The sequence below is a fragment of the Streptomyces erythrochromogenes genome (assembly GCF_036170895.1).
GTDB lineage: Bacteria > Actinomycetota > Actinomycetes > Streptomycetales > Streptomycetaceae > Streptomyces > Streptomyces erythrochromogenes.
The window spans coordinates 2,219,969-2,237,973 of sequence record NZ_CP108036.1 but is presented as its reverse complement, the minus strand read 5'-3'; the positions used below and the strand labels follow the sequence as shown (position 1 = coordinate 2,237,973).

Below are 18,005 nucleotides of genomic sequence, written 5' to 3'. Positions count from 1 at the left end.
GCCGGAAGGGGTACGTGGGCAGGGCGACGACCGGGGCGTCCGCGGGGAAGACGGGGCTCCAGTCCACCGGGGCGCCGTGCGCGTACGCCTCGGCCGCGGAGGACAGGAAGCGGTGCGGGCCGTCCGTGCCCCGCCGCAGCGAGCCGACCACGGCGGCGGTGGACCCGGTGGCCTCCAGGGTCTGTTCGAGGGGCAGCGTCAGCACCGGGTGCGGGCCGATCTCGACGAAGAGGTCGTGGTCGGCCACGCACCGGACCGAGCTCTCGAACAGCACGGTCTCGCGCAGGCTGCGGAACCAGTACGAGGCGTCCAGCGAGCGGGTGTCGAGCAGCGCGCCCGTCAGGGCCGAGTAGAAGGGGATGCTCCCCCTGCGCGGGCGGACCGGGGCCAGCGCGGTGAGCAGCTCTTCGTGGACCTCGTCGATGTGCGCGGAGTGCGCCGCGTAGTCGATGGCGACGCGCCTGACCCGCACGCCCTCGGCGGTGAGCTCCTCCTGGAGCTGCTCGACGGCGTCGAGGTCGCCGGCCACGGTGATCGAGCGCGGCCCGTTGACGCCCGCGACGGAGAGCCGCCCGCCGTACGGGGCGATCCTCGGCCGCACCTCGTCGAGGGGCAGCAGGATCGAGAGCATGGAGCCGCGTCCCGCGAGCCGGGCCTGGGCCTTGCCGCAGAGCGCGCTGGTCCGGGCGCCGTCCTCCAGGGTCAGTCCGCCCGCGACGACGGCCGCCGCCATCTCGCCGATGCTGTGGCCGACGACCGCGGCCGGCTCGATGCCGAAGGAGCGCCAGAGGGCGGCGAGACCGAGGGAGGTGGCGAACAGGGCGGGCTGGACGACGTCGATGCGGTCGGGCGCGGGTGCGCCGGGCGCACCGCGCAGTACGTCCTCCAGGGACCAGTCGACGTACGGGGCGAGCGCTTCGGCGGTGGCCCGGACACTGGCGAGGAAGACGTCCGAGGCGTCGAGCAGGTCGGCGGCCATGCCGGGCCACTGCGCGCCGTGGCCGGGGAAGACGAAGACGGTCCGGTCGCGCGGCACGGCCGTGCCGCCCACGCGTCCGGGGCCGCGGCGGCCCTCGGCCAGCGCGGCCAGTTCCTCCGTGAACTCCGCCCCGGTGGCGGCCAGCAGGACGGAGCGGTGCGCGAACGCGGTGCGCGAGACGGCCAGCGAGTGGCCGATGGCGGCGAGGTCGGCGCGATCGCCGGCGCCCTCGGCGAGCTGTGCGAGGAGCTGCCCCGCCCGGGCGCGCTCGGCCTGCGCGCTGTGCCCGGAGAGCACCCACGGCAGCACGCCGGCCCGGAAGGCGGCCGGCCGCCCGGCGAACCGTTCCTGTGCACCGCCGCGGGGCGTTCCGTCGACCTCCACGGCCCACACCACCCCGTTCCCGTCGACCGCACGAACCACGCCGGCCTGCCCGGCCCCAGCGGAGCGCACCGCCGCGGCCAGCCGCGCCCCGGCCCGGGCCCCTGCCCCGGCGAACCCGTCGCCTCCGGCGAAGTCCTCACCCTCGTCGGCGGCCCCGGCCGCCCGGGTGAACCCGTCGCCTCCGGCGAAGTCCTCGCGCCTGGCGTCGGCTTCGCCGCCGGCGCCCGGCTCGTCCGAGGTGGTACCCGCCGCTCCGGCCGTGAGGCCGCCGTCGGCTTCGCCCGGCCGTCCGACGCCCCGGCCGACGTCGTCCACCGACCGGCGGGCGCCGCCGTCACCGTCGACCGCTTCGCGGACCGCCGCGGGCCGCCCGGCGTCCGGACCTTCGGTGGGGCCGCCGCCCGCGGCATCCGCTCCGTCGGCCTCCTCGCCCTCGGCGGGACCCGCCTTGTCCATGGCGGCGGCCCGGTCCTGGGCTGAAGCCCCGGCCCCGGCCCCGGTCCCGGTGCCGGCTCCGGGTCCGGCCGCCGGGCCCGTGGTGGCGAGCACGGCGAGGATCCTGTCGCCGTCCGCCTCGGCCCGGGGCAGGGGCTTGAGGACGACGACGGCCCCGTCCGTGGTGCCCGCGAGGGCGATCAGGCTCTCCCCGGAGCGCAGGCTCTCGGCCGCGAGGTGCACAGCCGCCGGTGCGGCCGCGGCTCCCGCGCGCACGGTCCGGCGCACACCGCTCAGGCCGAACACGGCCCCGACCCCACCGGCGAGGGCCTCGGCCCCGCCCTCGTCGTCCACGCCGAGGAAGAGCCCCGTACCGGCGGCCCCGCGCAGCGACGCCGGTACGATCCCGGCCCCCTCCAGGGCCTCCCAGCACAGCTCCAGCAGGAGCCGCTGCCGCGCGTCCACCGACGCGGCCGCCTCCGGCCCGAGACGGAAGAACGCCGGGTCGAAGCCCTCGGCGGGCCCGTCCGCCCCCGGGAAGCGGCAGGACAGCCCGATGACGGCGACGGGCTCCCCGGTGGTCCCGGCGTCCCCGACGAACTCGGCATCGCTGCGGGTGGTCTCGACAGACATGCGGATCCTCACTCCAAGTCCAAAGGTGTTCCGGGGAGCAGCACTTCGAGGGGGCCGCCCGGAACACCCGGGAGGCGACCCGCCTGTACGACCGGCCCGCTTGCGGCGGCTACCACTCCACGTGCAGCCGGGCCAGCCCGCGCGTGCCGAGGCCGTCCTTCCAGACCACGGCGTCAGGCCCCGAGGCCGTCCGCAGGGTCGGGAACCGCCGCGTCAGCCGCTCCAGCACGATCTGCAACTGGAGCCTGGCCAGCGGGGCGCCGAGACACCGGTGGACGCCGTGCCCGAACGTCAGGTGGGCGGCGTCGTGCCCCTGCGGATCCAGCAGTCCGGGTTCCGTGAACGTCTTGCCGTCCCGGTTCCCGTGCAGCAGGGAGACGATGACGCCCTCCCCGGCCTGGATGGTGACGCTGCCGAGCGGTACGGCTTCCACCGCCACCCGGGGGAAGCTGATCGGGGTGGAGGGGGTCAGCCGCAGCAGTTCCTCGACCGTGGGGGCCAGCCGGTCGGGCCGCCCGCACAGCTCCCCGTACGCGGCGGGGTCGCGGAGCAGGGCGTGCACCGACAGGCCGAGCTGCCCGACGACGGTCTCGTAGCCGGCCATCAGCAGGGTGAGTCCCATGGTGAGCAGCTCGCCCATGGACAGGTCGCCCTGCTCGTGCGCCGCGATCATGGAGGTGAGCAGGTCGTCCTGCGGCCGGCGGCGCTTGTGGTCGATCAGGTCGGCCATGTAGTCGATGAGTTCGAGGCGGCGGCGGGCCTTCTCCTGCGGGGTGCTGGCGGAGATGTCGAAGAGCACCTCGACCCAGTCGCGGAAGCGGGTGGCGTCCTCGGGGGGTACGCCGAGCAGCGAGCACAGGACGGCCAGTGGCAGCGGTGCGACGAGCGCCTCGATCAGGTCGGTGCCCGGCCCCGACGCGGCCAGGGCGTCGAGGTGGCGGTCGGCCAGCTCCTCCACGGCCGGCGCCATGGCGGCCGTGCGGCCGGTGGTGAACGCCTTGGTCACGACGCGCCGCAGCCTGGAGTGGTCCGCTCCGTCCATGCTCATCATGGAATTCGGCACGGGTTGGGCGTCGTTGAGCTTGGGGGCCTGCGGCGTGAGGGCCTCGGCGCGGCTGAACCTCTTGTCCGTCAGGACCCGGCGGGCCAGCGCGTAGTCGCACACCAGCCACATCTTGTCGCCGGCGGGCGTGAAGAACGGGACGACGTCGATGCCGTCGGGGACCTGCCCCTCCCCGGCCACGTACTGACCGAGGAACTCCGGAAGCGGGCCCAGCGGGCCGGCGCTGCGGTGCTTCATGCCTTTCCTCCCCGTTGTGGTCGGCGGTCAGGTGTTCAAGAGGCGGCGCTCGGCCTCGCGCAGGACCGCGGTCTGCCGGTTGAACGCGATGCGCACGTAACTCTCCCCGTCGGCGGGGTCGGCGAAGAAGGGCGTTCCGGGTACGACCAGCACCCCGGTCCGGTCCAGGAGTTCGCGGACGAAGCCGAGGCTGTCCTGCCGGCCGCCGGTGAGCGGGGAGATGTCGGCGAAGAGGAAGCAACCGCCCTCCGCGGGGGCGAACTTCATGCCCGCGCGGGAGAAGACGTCCTGGGCGAGGTCGCGCCGGTCGGCCATCTCGGCCGCCGCGACCGTCAGGTCGACGCCGTGGGCGGTGCGCCCTGCGGCCACCTGGAGGGGGACCGCGGCGCCCAGCGTGGTGAGCTCGTGCACCTGGCGCAGGGCGCCCGTGCGCACGGGGTCGGAGCGCAGGAAGCCCAGCCGCCATCCGCTGACGGCGTGGCTCTTGGACAGGGACCCGACGACGATGCTGCGCTCGGCCAGCCCGGGCACGTCGGCCACGGAGACGTGGGTGCGCCCGTCGAAGACGAAGGCGCGGTAGACCTCGTCGGAGATCACGGTGACGTCCCACCGCTCGCACAACGCGGCGATCTCGCCCAGCTCCTGGCGGGTGAGCACGCGTCCGGTCGGGTTGCCGGGGGTGTTCAGGACGACGGCCCGGGTCCGGGGGGAGAAGGCGGCGGCCAGCTCGGCGGGGTCGAAGCGCCACTCGGGCGCGTGCAGCCGTACGTAGCGGGGTACCGCCCCGGTCAGTTCGACGGCGGCGCTGAAGTGGTCGAAGCCGGGGTCGAGGAGGATGACCTCGTCGCCGGGATCGACGGTCGCCAGCAGCGCGACGAAGAGGGCCTCCGTCGCGCCCGCGGTGACCGTGATCTCGGTGTCCGGGTCGGTGGGGGTGCCGAGGGACTCCGCGATCCGCTGCCGCAGCAGGGCGTCCCCGTTGGGGTGCTCGTACTGGTTGTGGCCGGCCCGCATGGCACGGGCCGCCTCCTCGATCAGGTCCGCGGAGGTCTCGGGGTGGCCCGGTGTGCCGACCGCCAGATCGACGGCGTCGCGGGTCCGCGCCAGCATGAACACCTCGGTCAGCCCGCTGCCCTTGAGCCTCGCCGCACGCGACGAGACGGGCGACTTGTGGGCCCGTGAGTGCGTCATTTCCGATCCTCCTGCTCATGCCGAATCGACTGAATGAGATGAATAGGGAGGCGCAGTGCGGGCGCGGAGAAATGGCCGTAGCCGTTCCGCTCTACCTCTGGTGCCTCGTGAAAAAGCCGAGCCGGCGGCGCTGGGAATTCTGCCGAGCCGCTGCGGGGAAACTCTGGCCGAGAATGAACATACCTCTCGGCCGGGAGGCGGAGAACAGAACGGCGACGACAGGCGGCGGCAGCGGGCAACTGCTGTTCGATTGTTCGACGAGTCGGTCGTTCCCGTCCCGTCGACGGGACGCCGCGGGCGGCTTTGGCACGCCTTTAGCACGTGCTGCGAGCCTCCACACCTGTTCTGTTGGCCCCTTCACGTGGAGGCACGATGGCGATTCAGGTCGGCGACATCGAGGGATCGAGAACGGGTCGGATCCGTACGGGCCCCGAGGCGGCGCCGAAGCCGCACAGGGGCATGGGCGAGGACCCGCGGCGCGGTCAGGTGCTGACCACCAAGGTGGGTCTGCAGATGCCTGCGGGGATGTCCTTCGACGACTGGGAGAAGGCCGGCCGCCAGCTGTCCGGAATCGTAGATTCCTCTTCATGGTGGCTGGGCGACTGGCTCGTGTACGGCAAGGACCACTACACCGACCGCTACCAGCGCGGGATCAGGGCCGCGGGGCTCCAGTACCAGACGCTGCGCAACTACGCCTGGGTCTCCCGCCGGTTCGACTTCGGCCGACGGCGGGGCTCCCTCAGCTTCCAGCACCACGCGGAGCTGGCGTCCCTGCCGCACGACGAGCAGGAGACCTGGCTCGACCGTGCCGAGCAGTGCCGGTGGACCACCAAACAGCTGCGCAGCGCCATCCGCGCCGCCCGCGAGAGCCAGGACCGGGTCCGGGTCCCCGCGGAACCGACGCGGAGGCTGGAAGTGCCGGGCAGCCGTCTGGAGTGGTGGCACAAGGCCGCCGAGCAGGCGGGTGTCGACTTCGAACGCTGGGTGCTCGTCACCCTGGACAGCGCCGCGAAGCAGGCCCTGGCGGAGCTCGGCAGGCTGGAGGAGGCCGTGGAGGGGCCGGCGGAGCTCACGGCGGCGGCCGGGTCCCGGCAGCCGCCGGAGGTCCGGGGCCCCTTGGAGATCGAAGGGCCGAAACCGCCGGCGGGGACGGGGGAGCCCGACAGGCCGGCCCCCGATGCCTGAACACCGCGCGCACGACGGCGGACCGTCGGGCCCGCACTCCGCGGGGGAGTGCGGGCCCTGGGGGCCCGGGCGCCGAGGGCCCGGGCCCCCGTCCGGCCGGTCAGGGCAGCTGCCGCATGAGGTCGGCCGTGTCGTGCTGCCGCGTGCACCCGCTGTGGGTGAAGGAGTCCAGCACCCGCCCGCGCACCTCGGCGGGCTGCTCCTGGCTGAGTTTGAACATGCCCTCGGCGCCGGTCACCGTGATCCGGAAGGCGCCCACGGCCGGCAGGAGCTGGTGGAAGTAGCCGATCGAGTCGGTCATGTCCCAGCCCGATCCGAACTTCGCCTCCTCGAAGGCGCGCACGGTGGACTGCACCACGTCCATCGTCTCCTCGCTCGATTCGATCTTCTCCACCACGCCGCGCACGTGCACCGAGGTGAAATCCCACGTCGGGGCCGCCGGTGATTTCTCGTACACCGTCGGAGAGACATAGGAATGCGGGCCGGTGAAGGTCAGCAGGACGACGCCGCCGGTCTTCATGGCCGCCCAGTGCGGATTGGCCTTGTTCATGTGTCCGAGCAGTCTGGCACCCGAAAGGTCCGGCGCCCATTCCTCGTTCGCCCGCGGATCGGCGATGACCGGAAGATGGGTGGCGAAAGGCCCGCCCTCGGCGGTCCCGTTGATCACCGCCAGCGCCAATGGATTGTCGCGCATCAGGTCTGTCATCCATGAACTGTCCGGTTCACGGTAGTTACTGGGGACGAACATCCGGGATTCACCCTTTCAGTCGGCTCGGTGCGCGAACACATGGAAATCCGGACCGACCGTACCGCCGTCCTGTCACCGGGACAAAGGTCTTCGGTATTCGGTTCGCGCAAAGGCCGCTCGGATTGCTTTGTTGGTGACTTCAGGTTGGCGCCGGGACGTTCTCCGGCGCAATACTGAATAAAGGTCTCCCGGATCACCGGTCGAGATTCCAAGACGCTAGCGGGAGAATTGTCTATGGGTACAACGAGTACGCATGAACACGAGATTCACGACGTGGTGGGCATCGGCTTCGGCCCGTCCAACCTGTCGCTCGCAATCGCTCTGGAAGAGCACCGGGCCAATGTTCCGGACCGTCCGGTCAAGGCCGCGTTCTTCGAGCGCCAGGCATCGTTCGGCTGGCACCGCAATATGCTGCTGCCGTCGACGACCATGCAGATCTCGTTCCTGAAGGACCTGGCTACCTTCCGCAATCCGGTGTCCAGGTTCAGTTTCGTTTCGTATCTGCACGCGGCCGGGAGACTGGTGCAGTTCGTCAACAACCAGGACTTCTTCCCGACCCGGCAGGAATTCCACCAGTACCTGGAATGGGCGGCGGCCGGCCTCGCCGACCGCGTGTCCTACGGATCCGAGGTCACCGCGATCCGCCCCGTCGGGGACGCCGGGACCGGCTCCCCCGACCACCTCCAGCTTGAGGTGCGGGGCCCCGGCGGCGACGTCAGGCTGGTCAGGGCGCGCAACGTGGCCATATCGACCGGCCTGGTGCCGCGCCTGCCGGCCGGGGTGACCGCCGACGAACGGGTCTGGCACAGCTCCCAGTTCCTGGAGAGGTTCCGCGGCCTGGACCCGAACGAGCTCAAGAGCGTGGCGGTGGTCGGCGCCGGCCAGAGCGCGGCCGAGATCACCCGGTTCCTGTACGACATGCTCCCGCACGCGCGCGTCAGCGCGGTCATCCCGTCCTACGGCTACTCCGTCGCGGACGACACTCCCTTCGCCAACCAGGTGTTCGACCCGGCCGCGGTCGACGAGTACTACTTCGGCACCGACCGGGCGCGGGAGGCCTTCTGGCACTACCACCGCAACACGAACTACTCCGTCGTCGACGACGAGGTCATCCGCGACCTGCACCAGCGCTCGTACGAGGAGGAGGTGCGCGGCCACAAGCGGCTGCACTTCCTCAACCTCACCCGGGTGGCCGACGTCGCCAGGGTCGGCAACGAGACACGGCTCACCCTCACGTCGCTGCTCGACAGCGAGCCGCAGGAGCTGGACGTCGACGCGCTCGTCTTCGCGACCGGCTACGAGGGCATGGACCCGGCCGGCCTGCTAGGCGACTTCGACCGGCACTTCCTGCGGGACGAGACCGGCCGGCACCGGGTGGAGCGCGACTACCGCCTCGTCGCCGCGTCGGGGCCGTCCTGCGGGATCTACCTCCAGGGCGGCACCGAGCACACCCACGGCCTGTCGTCGTCCCTGCTGTCGAACATCGCCGTGCGCAGCGGGGAGATCGCCGACTCCATCGTCCTGCGCAGGGCCGAGCAGGAACTGGCCGGGGTGCGTGCCGTCGAGGCTGCGGGCGCGGCCGTCCGGGCCTGACCCGGCTTCACCCCGGCACGACCGAAGGGTGGGCCCCGGTGCTGTTCGTCCAGCACCGGGGCCCACCCTTCGTCCTTCATCGGCTGTTCCGCGGAATGCGCGGAATACCGGATTCACTTCACGCGGCGTCGGCGGAAACCCGGTCCGCGGCCATCGCGTCGCGCAGGCTCTTCGGCCGCAGGTCGGTCCAGTTCGCCTCGACGTGCTCCAGGCACAGCTGGCGGCTTTCCTCGCCGAATACGACGCTCCAGCCGGCGGGAATCTCGGCGAACGACGGCCACAGCGAGTGCTGGCCCTCGTCGTTCACCAAGACGTAGAACCGGCCATCGGCGTCGTCGAACGGGTTGCTGCTCATGCATCCACTCCAATTCAAGCCGTTCACGGTCCGTTTCCCGGACGGGGAACGGACCGTCATCCATTAATGGGGATGGAGTTGGCGAGACCGCCGTGCCCGATCATGGCACCTTTCGGACGCCCGGTGGAGACCGGTGCGTCGATGAGGCGCCCACCGGTCCCGCCGATGCGCCTCGCCCGCCGTCCTGTTGACGGGACGGCTGCGAACACCCTGCCCCAATTTCACGGTGTTCTGCCTGAGTTCCCGGGAACGGACTTCCTTTCGCGCCTTCTCGCGCGCAATGCTGGACGGGCGACCACGGCCCGTGCCGTGGTCCTTCACGTCCCCGGGAGCCGGAGTCCTCCACAGAAGGAGTTGTGCCGATGAGCGTCGCCAGCGCGGCCGGCCGTTCTCTTCCCCCTGCGCACGAGGTTCTCATGATGCCCAGTCGGTGGTCCGCCCTGGAGAAGGCGCGGTCCGTCTGCGAGGCGCTGCCTTGGCTGACCCGCCACCAGAACCGCACCGTCGTCATCAAGCTGGGCGGGCACGCCATGGCCGACGAGCGGCTGACCGCCGCCTTCGCCCGCGACGTCGTCTTCCTGCGCTACGCCGGGCTGAGGCCCGTGGTCGTCCACGGCGGCGGCCCGCAGATCGGCGCCGAGCTCGAACGACGGGGCCTTGCCAGCGAGTTCAAGGCGGGCCTGCGGGTCACCTCGGCCCCCGCGATGGACGTGGTCCGGATGGTGCTCGCGGGGCAGGTCCAGCGCGAGCTCGTCGGACTGATCAACGCGAACGGCCCGCTGGCCGTCGGAATGACCGGCGAGGACGCGGACACCCTCACTGCGGTCCGGCACGTCCCGTGGGTCGACGGCGAGCCGGTGGACATCGGCCGGGTCGGCGACATCACCCGGGTGGACACCGGAGCCATCGAGGCGCTCCTCGCGGACGGTCGCATCCCGGTCGTCTCCTCCGTCGCCCGCAGCGCCGAGGACGGCCACGTCTACAACGTCAACGCCGATACGGCGGCGGCCGCGCTGGCCACTGCCCTGCGCGCGCAGGCGCTCGTAATGCTCACCGACGTCGAGGGCCTGTACGCGGGCTGGCCGGCCGGCGGCGAGGTCATCGCCCGGCTCACCGCACGCGAGCTGGAGAAGCTGCTGCCGGAGCTCGCCGACGGGATGGTCCCCAAGATGACCGGCTGCCTGCACGCCGTGCGGGGCGGCGTCGGCACCGCACGCGTGATCGACGGGCGGGTCCCGCACGCGGTCCTGCTGGAGATGTTCACGGACGAGGGCGTCGGCACGGTGATCGTGCCGGATCCCGACCCGGACCCGGACCTCGACCCGGAGCCGGGGCCCGGCGAGCCGGGGCCCGGCGAGCCGGGGCCGGGCCGGGCGGAGGCGCGGCCGTGAGCGGAACGGCCGCCCGGGCCCGGTTATCCGCCGACCGCAGTGGCGTCATGATGGCGCCACATGGCCCCGGTTGGCGCCACCGCGCTGGGTGCGGTCCCGGCGTGAGGGGTGGCCGGTATCAACCGGCCGGTGGAGCCCGGCCCTTGACCGGTATCAAGGCCGCCCACGGCCTCGACCGCCCAGGTCGGCAGGGTTTACGCGCCCCCGGCGAGCGCCCCGTACGACCGCCGAACAACCGGCTTCTTTCGGCCTCTCCAGTTGGGTGGCTCACATTTGGCGCGACAGTGGCGCCATGTGTGTGCCATCATGGCGTCACGGAATCGGCGCCCCCTTCCATCCCGGCCGCGCCTTCCCTGATTCCGCCTTCACGGACTTCGCCGGAACCACCCCGCTCGCACCACCGATTCAAACAGGAGTTCTTTTCGCTATGGCTACCTTCCTTTACAAAGTGGGACGATTCGCCTTCCGGCGACGCGGTCTGGTCGCACTGTTGTGGGTCGCCGTCCTGGTCGGGGTCGGTTTCGCGGCCTCCACCGCGCCGGCTCCGCCCGCCGACACGTTCTCGATGCCGGGTACGGAGTCCCAGAAGGCCTTCGACCTGCTGAAGGAGAAGTTCCCGGCCATGAGCGTGGACGGCGCCACCGCCCGCGTGGTGGTCCGTACGCCCGGCGGCGAGAAGCTCTCCGACCCCGCCCAGAAGGCCAAGGTCGAGACCCTCGTCGGGGCCCTCTCCAAGGCACCGGACGTGGTCTCCGCGTCCGACCCCTTCAAGACCGACGCCATCAGCCAGGACGGCACCACGGCCTACGCCGTCGCCACCTACAAGCTGACCGCGCTCAAGCTGACCGACGAGGCCCACGACGGCCTCGACAAGGCGCTCGAGGACGCCCGGGCGACCGGTCTCGTCGTCGAGGCCGGCGGCGACGCCGTCAAGGTCGACGGAGCGCCGGGCGGCGGAGCCGAAGGCATCGGCATCCTCGTCTCCGCGATCGTCCTGGTCCTCACCTTCGGCTCGATGATCGCCGCCGGCATGCCCCTGCTCACGGCCATCCTCGGCGTCGCCATCGGTGGCGCGGCCATCACCGCACTCGGCAGCACCCTCGGCCTGTCCAGCACGACGTCCACCCTCGCGCTGATGATCGGCCTCGCGGTGGGCATCGACTACGCCCTCTTCATCGTCTCCCGCTACCGCTCCGAGATGGCCGAAGGCCGTGAGCGCCAGGACGCCGCGGGTCGGGCCGTCGGCACGGCCGGCTCCGCCGTCGTCTTCGCCGGCCTCACCGTCATCGTCGCCCTCGCCGGCCTCACCGTGGTGAACATCCCGATGCTCACCAAGATGGGCCTCGCCGCCGCCGGCACGGTCGCCGTCGCCGTCCTCATCGCGGTCACCTTCGTCCCGGCCCTCCTCGGCTTCGCACCGATCAAGGTCATGCCCCGCCGGGACCGCAAGCAGTACAACGGCAAGCCGCTGACCGAGCGCCAGCAGCGCAAGGCCGACAAGCGCGCCGCCAAGGGCCACAAGCCGAACCTGGGCACCCGCTGGGCGCGGTTCGTCGTCCGCCGCCCGCTCGTCGTCCTCCTCTTCGGCGTCGTCGGCCTCGGCGCCGTCGCGGTGCCGGCCGCGAGCCTCCAGCTCGGCCTGCCCGGCGAGGGCACCATGGCGCCGGAGACCACCCAGCGCAAGGCCTACGACATGCTGTCCGAGTCCTTCGGCGCCGGGTTCAACGGACCGCTGATGGTCACCGTCCAGGCCAAGGACGCGGCGACCGCCGCCGCCGGCGTGGGCAAGGAGCTCGCCAAGATCGAGGGCGTCGCCACCGTCACCCCCGCCACGCCCAACGACAAGGGCGACACCGCCGTCCTCACCGTCATCCCGAAGACCGGACCCACCGAGACCGCGACCGAGGACCTGGTCGGCCACATCCGCGGCGCCGCGGGCACCCTCGGGGCGGGCAACGGCGGCGCCGAGATCCTGGTGACCGGTCAGACCGCCCTGTTCATCGACTTCTCCCAGACCCTCGACGACGCGATGCTGCCCTACCTGGGCCTGGTCGTCGGGCTCGCCTTCCTCCTGCTGGTCCTGGTCTTCCGCTCGCTGCTCGTCCCGCTCAAGGCGGCCCTCGGCTTCCTGCTCTCCGTGAGCGCGGCCCTCGGCGCGGTCGTGGCCGTCTTCCAGTGGGGCTGGCTCGGGGACTTCTTCGGCGTCGAACACCCCGGCCCGATCATGAGCACGCTGCCGATCTTCATGATCGGTGTGGTGTTCGGCCTCGCGATGGACTACGAAGTCTTCCTCGTGACCCGCATGCGGGAGGCCTACGTCCACGGGGCGCAGCCCAAGGACGCGGTGATCACCGGATTCCGCTACGGCGGCCGGGTGGTCGGCGCCGCCGCGATCATCATGGTCAGCGTCTTCTCCGGCTTCATCATGGAGGACAACGTCTTCGTCAAGATGGTCGGCTTCAGCCTCGCCATCGCCGTCCTCTTCGACGCCTTCGTGGTCCGCATGGCCCTCGTGCCCGCCCTGTTCGCCCTGCTCGGCCGCTCCGCCTGGTGGCTGCCCCGCTGGCTCGACCGGGTGCTGCCCAACATGGACGTCGAGGGCGAGAAGCTGAGCCGCACCGCCCCCGCCGTGCCCGCCCAGCAGCGCCGTGAGCAGGAGTCCGGCGCCCTGCGCTGACCCCCGGCGCACCAGCGCCGCACGACAGCGAAGCCCGTACCCGACGGCAACGAAGCCGTCGGGTACGGGCGTTCCGGCCGTCCACCCGCCTCGCTCAGGTGACCGGCAGGCCGGTCGGCTCCTTGATGCGCTTCATGATGATCTGCGAGTTGACCTCGGTGATGCCGGTGAGGGCGGTCAGCTTCTCGATCCACAGCCGCTCGTACGCGCGCAGGTCCGCGACGGCGATCCGCAGCAGGCAGCCGGGGCTCCCGAAGAGGCGGTAGGCCTCGATGACGTCCGGGATGTCCTGGAGGGCGGCCTCGAAGGCCTCGACCGCCTCTCGGTCGCGGCGCACCTCCACGGAGACGAGCACCTCGAAGCCGCGCTCGACCGCCTCGGGGTCGATCACGGCCCGATAGCCCTGGATCACCCCGTCCTGCTCCAGCTGGCGCACCCGGCGCATGCAGGGCGACGGGGTCAGCCCCACCCGCTGGGCGAGCTCCTGGTTGCTCAGCCGCCCGTCCGCCTGGAGCTCGCGCAAGATATCGCGGTCAATGGCATCCATGGCGCAATTATCACCCACGCCTTCTCGGCCACCCCGGCGGAAGACGCAAGCATATTGCGCGTAGATCGCTCTATCATTGCTGCTTTGAGTACATATGTGCGAGTGAAGGGTGGCCAGGCAGCATGGGACGGATCGTCGTCATCAGCACCGGCGGCACGATAGCCAGCCGCTGGCAGGGCTCCGGCTTCGCGGCGGACGCCGACGGCAACGAGGTCATCGCCACGGCGCCACTGCCCGAGGGCATGACCGTCGAGGTCATCGACCTGTTCAGCGTGAACAGCCCCCGGCTCACCACGGCCCACCAGCTCACCCTCCTGCGCACCGTGCACGAGGTGCTCGCGGACCCCGGCGTCGACGGCATCGTCGTCACCCACGGCACCGACACCCTGGAGGAGTCGGCGTTCCTCGTCGACCTCCACCACCACGACCCGCGCCCCGTGGTCTTCACCGGCTCGCAGCGGCCCATGGGCACCGCCGACGGCGACGGACCGGGCAACCTGTACGACGCACTGCTCACCGCCGCCACCACCCGCGGGCTCGGCGTCCTGATCGCCTTCGCCGGACGCGTGCACGCCGCACGCGGCACCGTGAAGACGCAGGCCGTGGCCCTGGACGCGTTCGCGGACCCCTCCAAGGAACTGCTCGGGAAGATCGGCTTCGGCAAGGTCACCGTCCTGCGCACCCCCCAGCGCCCGGCCGCGCTCCCGCTGCCCGCGATGCCCGAACTCCCGCCGCGCGTGGACGTGGTGATGCACCACGCCGACGCCGACCCGGTGCTCCTGAACGCCTCCGTCGGGGCCGGCGCCCGCGGCATCGTCCTCATCGGGACCGGCGCGGGCAACGCCACCCCGGAGATCGTCGAAGCGGTCCGCGCCGCCGTCGCGCGCGGGGTGCTGGTGGCCCTGACCACCCGGGTCATGGCCGGGCCGGTCACCGAGATCTACACGCACGGCGGCGCGGTGGACCTCGTCGCCGCCGGCGCCGTCCCCACGGGCACCCTCCGCGCCGGCCAGGCCCGCATCGCGGTCCTCTCCGCCCTCCTCGCCACCGACGACACCGCGGAACAGGCCCGCATCCTCCGCGACTCCCTGACCCCGGAGGGCCCGGTACTCGTCGAGGCGTAACGCCCCGGGCGGCGTGCGCGACCGTTAGGCTCCCGTCAACGGTCGCTACGCTGCGGGGGGTTGCATGGAGCCCGGCACCATCGGCATCCGACTGGCCTCGGCGGCCGTCGGCCCCCTCATCAAGAGGCTGTTCGTCAGCGAGGGCGGCGGCGCCGGCCTCGTCGACCGGCCGATCCGCATCTCGGGCTATGTGTCCTTCACGGGCGAGAAGCGCTCGCTGACGGACTCCGACCTCCACGACCTCGCCGCCAAACTGGTGAAGCAGGCGCTCCGCACGGGCGAACGTCCCGTCCTCCGGGACGAGGAGCTGGCGGTCATCGACGCCCTCGCGACCACCCTGTACGCCCTCGGCGACCTCACGATGACCGACCTGGACGCCGTCGGGCTCGGATCGGCGGACTTCGCCCGCGAGCTGCGCCGGGCCGCCGGCCGGCCGGAGAAGCACCTGAGCGCCGACGCCACGTACTTCTACGAGCGGCTCGTCGAGGCCGCCTGCGTGCACGTCCTGCAGTTCTTCACGCAACGCTCGACGTTCGTCGCGCACGCACTGGTCCAGCAGACCCGCCGCCTCGCCGAACTGACCGCCAAGGTCGACGAACTGATCCGCCGCGCCCCCCTGCCCGGCGCCGAGGACACCGCGTTCGAGCAGCAGTACCTCCCGTACGTGGAGAACAAGCACAGCAAACTGACCATCTACGGCATCGACCTCATCAACTCCCCGGCACGGTGGCCCCTGGGCGTGGCCTACCTCAGCCTGGAGGTCACCTCGCAGCCGCGCTACGGGCGGACGAGGACCGCCCAGCCGGCCTCGGACGGCGCCGGGCCGGGCGAACCCGATGCCGACCTGGACGTGATCGCGGCGGAATCCATCGCACGCCATGAGGCGCGGGAACGGCTGTCCGGGACGGCATGGGAGCCGCGGACCGGGCCGTTGGCAACCCACGCAGTCGACCTGGTGGAACAGGGTGCCTCCCACCTCCGGAAGCTCTTTCGGACCCTCGCGCCGCAGGCGGCCGACCAGGCCCTGGCCGGGAGCACCCGGGTGCTGCTCCGCGGCGAAGCCGGATCCGGCAAGACCACGCTCGTGCAGTGGCTGGCCGTCACCGCCGCCCGGCAGGACCTCACCCCGCAGACGGAGTACCTGGACGACCGCATCCCCTTCGTCCTGCCGCTGCGCACCCTCACCCGGCACGGCGAACGGCTCCCCGCGCCCGCCGACTTCCTCGCCGCGTCCGGCTGCCCGCTGGGGGCCGAGCAGCCCGCCGGATGGGCCCACCGCATCCTGACGGCGGGCCGGGGCCTCGTCCTCGTCGACGGCATCGACGAGATCCCCGACGCGGAACGGGAACGCGCCCGCGGCTGGCTGCGGGACCTCATGGACACCTACGGCGGGGACAACCGCTGGCTCGTCACCTCCCGCCCCTCCGCCGTCGGCGCGGACTGGCTCGCAGAAGAGGGCTTCACCGAGCTGACCCTGTCCGCCATGGGCCGGGCGGAGGTCGCCACCTTCATCAAGCGGTGGCACACCGCCGCCCGCGAAGGCGGGGACACGGACGCGAAACTCCGCACGTACGAGAGCCAGCTCCTCACCGCCGTACGCACCAAGCCCGACCTCGGACGCCTGGCCACCAACCCGCTGCTGTGCGGCCTGATCTGCGCCCTCCACCGCGACCGCAACGGCTACCTCCCGCACGGCCGCAAGGACCTCTACGAGGCGGCCCTCTCCATGCTGCTGAGCCGCCGCGACCGCGAACGCGACATGGCGGTCCCGGACCTGCGGGAGGAGCCGCAACTCGACCTGCTGCAACGCCTCGCGTACTGGCTGATCAAGAACGGTCGCACGGAGATGGACCGCTCCCGCGCCGAGGAGATCATCGCCCGCGCCCTGCCCGCGGTTCAGGAGGCGGCCGCCCTGGGCGAGGCGCCCGTCGTCTTCGACCACTTCCTCCAGCGCAGCGGACTCCTGCGGGCACCGGCTTCCGCCACCGTGGAGTTCGTCCACCGCACCTTCCAGGACTTCCTCGGCGCCCGGGCCGCGGTCGAGGAGGGCGACTTCGGTCTCCTCACCGGCCACGCCGACGACGACCAGTGGGAGGACGTCATCCGGATGGCCGTCGCCCTCGCCCGGCCTGCCGAGCGCGTCACCATCATCCGCGACCTCCTCGCCCGCGGCGAGAACTCCTCCGACCAGCGCACCCGCGCCCGCATCTACCTGCTCGCCGCCGCCTGCCTCGAACACGCCACCACCCTCGACCCCGAAGTGCGCGCGGCCGTGGAAGCACGCACCGCCACCCTCATCCCCCCGGCGAACGCGGAAGAGGCCCGCGCCCTGGCGAAGGTCGGCCCGCTCGTCCTGAGCCTGCTCCCCGGTCCGGAGAAGCTGGACGACATGGACGCGTACCACGTGGTGATCGCGGCCTCCCGGGTCGGATCGGACTCCGCCGTGTCCTACCTCGCGCAGTTCGTGGCACACCCCTGGCCGCCGGTACGCTCCGAACTCCTCCTTGCCTGGCCGCGCTTCGACAGCGCCGAGTACGCCGACGAGGTCGTCGCACACCTGGATCCGGCGGGTCTGCAGTACACCGTCCGGTCCGAGGACCAGCTGGGCCAGCTGGAACGGCTCGCCGTCCGGCCGGAGGGCCTGATCGTCAGGGGCGGCGTGTCCCCGGGGGCCCTGGCGGCGTACCTCGGCCGGCACAGGCTCCAGGCGATCACGTTCGCGAGCGAAGCCACCTTGTCCGGTCTGGAGTGCCTGCGGGGGCAGTCCGCCCTGCACACGCTCGACATCGACGGCTGCCCGGAGATGACGGACCTCTCCGCGATCGGCGGCCTGCCGATCCGGCAACTGAGCATCACGACGGGCCGGGCGGACCTCGACCTGCGCGCCGTCGCACAGTTGGGCCACCTCGAGGTGCTGACCGTCAGCGGCCCCACCGGTCTGAACTGGTCCCCGCGGTCGCTGCCCACGGGCGCCCCTCTCCGGGGGCTGCTGGTGCGCGGTGAAACGAGCCCCGCGCACGGACTCGACGGGCTCGGTTCCCTGCCCGCGCTCGTGCGCCTCGTGCTCAACGCCGAGTCCAGTCCGGCCTCCGCCGCCGACTGGCAGGAGATCCGGGCCCTGCCCCGCCTCGGCAGCCTCAGGGTGTCCGCGGCCTCGATCGGGGCCATGCCGGCGGGCATGACGCTCCCGGGTGTGCACAGCCTCACCCTGGACGGTACGTGCGGGGAGAAGGTGCTGCGGATGGTGATCCGGCGGCTGCCGCTGGCCTTTCCCGGGCTCGGGGAGTGCCGCTTGCCGGGGAAGTACAAGCCGGAGGGCGACACCGGCATCGACATCGGGCCGCTGGGCGCACTCCCCGGCCTGAAGGAGATTCAGCTCCTCGCGAGCCGGGACCGGGTCCGCGGCGTCGAGCTGCTGCCGTCGTCCACGAGGGTCTTCTTCGGGTGACGGGATGACCGTGCG

General features: G+C 72.1%; 11 protein-coding genes and 1 pseudogene. 6 read left to right on the top strand and 6 right to left on the bottom strand.

Annotated features, from left to right (window positions below; genetic code table 11):
* Positions 1-85: 85 nt before the first annotated feature.
* The 3 genes and pseudogenes from OHA91_RS40035 to OHA91_RS10190 all read right to left on the bottom strand — a co-directional run.
* A pseudogene (locus OHA91_RS40035) lies at positions 86-2,431 on the bottom strand (acyltransferase domain-containing protein); the annotation flags it as partial.
* Between the two features lie 109 nt (positions 2,432-2,540).
* Positions 2,541-3,731, bottom strand: coding sequence for a cytochrome P450 (locus tag OHA91_RS10195; RefSeq protein WP_328739116.1), 1,191 nt, complete (start codon positions 3,729-3,731; stop codon positions 2,541-2,543).
* 27 nt (positions 3,732-3,758) lie between these two features.
* Positions 3,759-4,922 carry a pyridoxal phosphate-dependent aminotransferase gene (locus OHA91_RS10190; protein WP_328739114.1) on the bottom strand — a complete coding sequence of 388 codons (1,164 nt, stop codon included), beginning with the start codon at positions 4,920-4,922 and terminating at the stop codon, positions 3,759-3,761.
* Between the two features lie 372 nt (positions 4,923-5,294).
* On the opposite strand from OHA91_RS10190, the gene OHA91_RS10185 reads away from it, so the two are divergent.
* Positions 5,295-6,107 carry an LmbU family transcriptional regulator gene (locus tag OHA91_RS10185; protein ID WP_266492495.1) on the top strand — a complete coding sequence of 271 codons (813 nt, stop codon included), beginning with the start codon at positions 5,295-5,297 and terminating at the stop codon, positions 6,105-6,107.
* Between the two features lie 100 nt (positions 6,108-6,207).
* Here OHA91_RS10185 and OHA91_RS10180 read toward each other — a convergent pair whose 3' ends face one another.
* Positions 6,208-6,855, bottom strand: coding sequence for an FMN-binding negative transcriptional regulator (locus OHA91_RS10180; protein WP_328739111.1), 648 nt, complete (start codon positions 6,853-6,855; stop codon positions 6,208-6,210).
* 234 nt (positions 6,856-7,089) lie between these two features.
* Here OHA91_RS10180 and OHA91_RS10175 point away from each other — a divergent pair, with 234 nt between their 5' ends.
* Positions 7,090-8,448: a lysine N(6)-hydroxylase/L-ornithine N(5)-oxygenase family protein gene (locus OHA91_RS10175; protein WP_031150969.1), complete on the top strand. Its 1,359-nt coding sequence runs from the start codon at positions 7,090-7,092 to the stop codon at positions 8,446-8,448.
* Positions 8,449-8,566: 118 nt separating this feature from the next.
* On the opposite strand, the gene OHA91_RS10170 is transcribed toward OHA91_RS10175, so the two are convergent.
* Positions 8,567-8,803 carry an MbtH family protein gene (locus OHA91_RS10170; RefSeq protein WP_031150971.1) on the bottom strand — a complete coding sequence of 79 codons (237 nt, stop codon included), beginning with the start codon at positions 8,801-8,803 and terminating at the stop codon, positions 8,567-8,569.
* A 416-nt stretch (positions 8,804-9,219) separates the two neighbouring features.
* Between OHA91_RS10170 and argB the strand changes: the two genes are divergently transcribed.
* The gene (gene argB / locus OHA91_RS10165) at positions 9,220-10,194 is read left to right on the top strand and encodes an acetylglutamate kinase (RefSeq protein WP_328739108.1); all 975 of its coding nucleotides are present in this window, start codon (positions 9,220-9,222) and stop codon (positions 10,192-10,194) included.
* Positions 10,195-10,621: 427 nt separating this feature from the next.
* Entirely contained in the window at positions 10,622-12,871 is a 2,250-nt protein-coding gene (locus OHA91_RS10160) for an MMPL family transporter (RefSeq protein ID WP_328739106.1), read from the top strand.
* 94 nt (positions 12,872-12,965) lie between these two features.
* Here OHA91_RS10160 and OHA91_RS10155 read toward each other — a convergent pair whose 3' ends face one another.
* A complete protein-coding gene (locus tag OHA91_RS10155; protein ID WP_031150977.1) occupies positions 12,966-13,418 on the bottom strand; it encodes an Lrp/AsnC family transcriptional regulator in 453 nt (150 codons plus the stop codon).
* Positions 13,419-13,540: 122 nt separating this feature from the next.
* Between OHA91_RS10155 and OHA91_RS10150 the strand changes: the two genes are divergently transcribed.
* A complete protein-coding gene (locus tag OHA91_RS10150) occupies positions 13,541-14,542 on the top strand; it encodes an asparaginase (protein WP_266492506.1) in 1,002 nt (333 codons plus the stop codon).
* Positions 14,543-14,606: 64 nt separating this feature from the next.
* Positions 14,607-17,990, top strand: a complete 3,384-nt coding sequence (locus OHA91_RS10145) for an NACHT domain-containing protein (RefSeq protein WP_266492508.1) — start codon at positions 14,607-14,609, stop codon at positions 17,988-17,990.
* Positions 17,991-18,005: the final 15 nt, after the last annotated feature.